The sequence below is a fragment of the Phycisphaerae bacterium genome (assembly GCA_024102815.1).
Classification (GTDB): Bacteria; Planctomycetota; Phycisphaerae; order UBA1845; family UBA1845; genus JAGFJJ01.
On sequence record JAGFJJ010000028.1, the window covers coordinates 1 to 4,521 of the forward strand.

Genomic DNA, 4,521 nt, shown 5'->3' on the forward strand with positions numbered 1-4,521 from the left:
AGCCGCTCCGCCGGCCCGTCCTGACGCGCCGCCTCCGCTTTCACCAACCGCTCCACATTGCGCTGAGTCTAGCCGAAGGCTGCTGCGTCCGGGGACGAGCCGTCCGCCCCCCCCCCCGCCAAAAAGAAAGCGGCTCGGCCCGCAGGGCCAAGCCGCTCTTGTAGCCGTAACCGTGCTGCGGCTCGATTAGCCGCGCGATCCGTTCAAGCCGAAGACGACCACATCGCCTTCATCGATGCTTCTACGTTCAGTTTAGCGGCAACCGTTTCACAATAACAAGGCGATCGAAGTCAGCACGATCGACCTGCACGACAATCGCAACATCGCCGACATTATTGACATCCCAGTAGTCAATCCACGTCACGCGCAATCCGTTAACATAGTCGCCGACTTTCAGAATCGGTCTGATATCACCATTCGCATCGTAGAAATACAGCCTGATTGAGTATCCATCATAATCTGCGTTGCCGAACACTACGACTGGATTTCCGGGACTCTGCATGCCGATCACGGGTGAAGTGATGAATGGCCACAACAGTGTCTGATTGTTACAGTCTTTCGACGTGCCGGCAACCGCGATGTCTGAAGGTGGATTGCCGGTGCCCAGCACCAAGTGACGCAAGACGTGAGTAAAGAAGCTGCCTGACGTCTTGTACTCTGACAGGAAGACTGCGTCTGTAGTAGCGTTTATAGTGTCGAGCGTTCCGATTTCGGGGAACCAGATACCCTCGTAGCGCGGATAAGAAGTGCTGTAGGGCGTTTCCGCCAAACAGGCGATGGCCGAACTAGCCAGATCGACGCCGATCAGCGCCTCCCAACTCTCGCTCGGGCTGACACTCTCGTCAATGATCCCAATCGACGCGACGGTGTAGTCATTGTAGCTTCCGTTAAAGGCCAGCGAATCGACGTACTGGAACGCGCCGCCACAAGGAGTGGAGATCGTTTTCATCGCGTCGACGGTCAGAAGATCATTCGGCCGTTCGTCTGCGGTCGAAATGTGCCATGCAGGGTTGTTATTGTTATCGCAAGTCCCCGCCGAGTCGTACACGCCGAAGAACACGCGCCCGTCAGCGTCAATATGCGTCCAGTCGCCACCCTCGTTGTAAGGGTCGTCCCATACGCCCGCGATGCGAAAGCTGTTCGGATCGCCCAGATCCCAATAATCTGCCTCGCTCACGACTTTAGTCGTTGTTGATCCATTGTATTCGTAGACGCCGTCGTGCCCAGAAGACGTCCACCGGCCGAGTTGCGAGTCATAGATGAGAAGCTTAGCCCAGTAGGCTAACGTGCCCGACTCATCGATTCCCTCAGACCTGATGTCGAACGGAACGCCATCTTGGTTGAAGCAGTCGGTGTCTGGCGGCGGATCGCAATCCCTATGGCAGAAGGACGTCTCAATCGCGTCCCCGCCATGCAGGTTGCCGCCTTGCACAGCAATATAGCTAGCCGGTGCTGAGGACGCATTAACATTCTTCTTCAACAACGCGTAATGGTGCTTGTTGCTAGCGGGCCCCTGCGTGACGACCACTACGTAGACAAGCTCTTGGCTGTCGTTAATGAACACTCGGCCTACGTCATTAAGCGAGTGACTGTAATAGGGAGCGTTCGGATCGTCGTCAACCCATAGGAAGTCGTCCACAACGACAATGTTACGATTGTCGCACCCGAGATTTGCGCTGTAGATCGCTAGATCATCGAAATCGGTTGTAGCGTCACCGTCCAAGTCGCCGCACTGCGTACCCCAGCAAGCGGTGATTGCAGCGTAGTCTGCAAAATCGACGACCGAATCGCCGGTGATATCGCCATCGCACGGCGAGCGGGTAGTCACGCATTGGGCGAGAGCCGTTGCGCCGCCGAGCGCCGCGAGTCCAACAAACAACGCAGTGGCACGAGCAGTGGCACGATTCGAACACATGTGTAGTCCCCTTCGTCAGCGATACGCACCAACGCCGCTATCCGGAAGACGGACCGTTGAGCGCAATGCCACGATAGCGAACTCCGCGATCCGGACAATCCCTAAAGGACTGCTCCGCGCGGGAGCCACGTGTGTTGTTAAATGAGACCATACAGTACTAGCATCGGGTTCATTGCACAAATGATCGATCAGCGAGCCGTGACCGGTTGCGGACCAGAATCTGGCTCTACGCGACGCGTACAAGAAATTTGTCAAGAAAAGAAAAAGAAGCGGCTCGACCCGCAGGTCGAACCGCCTCTCATGAGAACACCAGTCTGCGGCGTCGTCAGCGAACTACGGGATGATCACCGAGTCCGTGTTGACCAGCGGCGCCGTGTTCGGGGTCTGCCCACCCGGAACCACACCCAGGTAGAAGCCCCGCAGGTCAATGAAGTTGTTCGCCGCGGTGTAGATGTTGTCTTGGTTCACGCCCTCGATCGGACGACGCAGGAAGTCCACGTGACCGTCGACGAACAGGACGTTCTGACCTTCCTCATTGTGGTTCCGGCTGTTGTACGGACGCCACTGGTCGTTCGACACGCGAATGATCGACAGGGCGTCGCCCGCAAAAACGCCGCCGGTCGGCGGCATCGCCTGATTCACCACCTGGTCGCGCGTGCCGGTACCCGACGTGTAGAACGGACCCTTGTCAGCGTTGATCGGCATGCGCGTGTCGAGCGTCTCGCGCGGCTTGCCGCGGCGGCCGAACGGGTTCTGGTAGCCGTAGCTCAGGAACGGATAGCCGCGGAAGTCGAAGCGGTTGATGCCGGGCTGCGCCGCGACCTGCTGGGCGGGCATCTCTTCATCACGCAGCGGGTCTTCCTGGTCTTCCGAACTCGGGCAGATGAACTGGCCCGGCGTGCTCTGGCCGGCAATCACCAGCAGGAACATCGCGCGGCTGACGTGGTTCTGGTTCGCCGGGAACACCTGACCACCCGGAACGGTGGCCGGGTCGCCGGTGGGCAGGCGAATGGTGGCGGCCACGTTCGTGCCGTCGAAGCCCATCGTGCCGGGATAGTTCACGGCGCCGAGTTGCGGCGCGATGTTCGGCTGGCTGGTCCCGTTGCCGCTGAAGAAGTGGATCGGGAACCATTCCGCGTTGTCGTTGGCGTAGATGTGCTCGCCCTGACCAATGCCACGCAGGTTCGACGCACACACCGCCCGCTTCGCCAGCTCGCGCGCCCGCGACAAGCTCGGCAGCAGGATCGAGATGAGCAGCGCGATGATGGCCACCACCACCAGCAGCTCAATGAGGGTAAAACCTTTTCTCTTCACAGCGAAGCCTCCTGAAGCGCCCGTATCCACCGGGTGTTGGAGCGTCGGTCCTGTTGCCGTCCGCGTCGCCCGTTGCGTCCGGGACCGTAAGAACAGGAACAAGTTCTGGCGAAATAAGCGACGCACGCTGCCGCGCCGCGGCCGCCAACCCAACCGCACTCGAAACACGTGTACATGCCGCCTCCGGCCCGCCCACCGACCAGCCCCAAAGCTGATCCGTGCGCGAGTCGGCTGCGCACCTCCCACAGGCGGGGGAGGTCGCACGCACATCCGGCCATGTCCAAGCTCAAGTCGCCGCAGCCAGCCGAATCGTAAACGCCACCCCCGCAGATTCCATCCGCGGACGACGCGACAACCCGGAAACCAACTACGGCGTGCGGTGCGGCAGGCAGGCTAGCTGGCGGGACAAACCAATGATGGCTGATGATGGATCGGTACGTCGTGTATGAACAGCAGTATGAAGACGATCAATCAGCCAGGTAGCGTCCGTCACGCTCCGCAACATCTAAAAGCATACTTCGACGCAGGCGCGTGTCAAGTTCAAATTCATTCGGATTGCCCGGGCGTCAGGTATCCAAATTGATCTGCACACGATCAATTTCCGCCGGCCGCCACCGCCCCACCACCATCTGCCCCGCCGCCACCAGCGACGGAACGTCGATCAGCCCCGGCAGCCCCAGCCGCAACCGCTCCACGCCCAGCGACTCCAACGCGACCGTGTCCACCGCAACCGGGTCCACCCCCGCAAAAACCGCTCCCAGACCAACCACATCCTCCACCCGCGCATCCGGCCCATTGCGAACCACAATCCGCACCGCGTCCATCACGTGCACGCGCAGCTTCTCGCTAACTTCTTTCGCAGAAATAACTTGCCCTACATACGGCGCGCACCCGTTCGCGTGGTAGCGGGCCGGGTGGCGGATCACCGCATGCGATATATTCTTCAGACAGCCCGACATCCCCGCGATCTGATGCGTCTTCAGAAACGGCACGTTCACCACCGCATCCGCTTCCAGCAACCACCGGGCCACCTGCTCCTGGTTCTCCCCGACCGGAATCGATGCCCCCCACCCGCTCACCGGCCCGCGACACCCCAGCTCCCGCCGCACCCGCTCCGCCGTCTCCACCAACACCACCCGGTCCGGCGCATAATCGGCCTCCGCCAGCGACTCCACGATCGCCGTCGCACAGCGCTCCGTCGTCCCGATCGTCGGCGCCCCGACCTGGTTGAACTTGACCGCGACCGATTTCGCGTCGCCCAGCAGCGCCCGCCACGCGCCGGCAAGCGTCGT

At 60.7% G+C, this 4,521-nt stretch carries 3 protein-coding genes; all 3 read right to left on the bottom strand.

Annotated features, from left to right (window positions below; translation table 11 throughout):
- Positions 1-247: 247 nt before the first annotated feature.
- Positions 248-1,915, bottom strand: a complete 1,668-nt coding sequence (locus tag J5J06_07310) for a hypothetical protein (GenBank protein MCO6436878.1) — start codon at positions 1,913-1,915, stop codon at positions 248-250.
- A 333-nt stretch (positions 1,916-2,248) separates the two neighbouring features.
- Positions 2,249-3,229: a prepilin-type N-terminal cleavage/methylation domain-containing protein gene (locus tag J5J06_07315; protein MCO6436879.1), complete on the bottom strand. Its 981-nt coding sequence runs from the start codon at positions 3,227-3,229 to the stop codon at positions 2,249-2,251.
- 566 nt (positions 3,230-3,795) lie between these two features.
- On the bottom strand, positions 3,796-4,521 hold a 726-nt coding region (locus tag J5J06_07320), incomplete at its 5' end, for a DUF362 domain-containing protein (protein ID MCO6436880.1).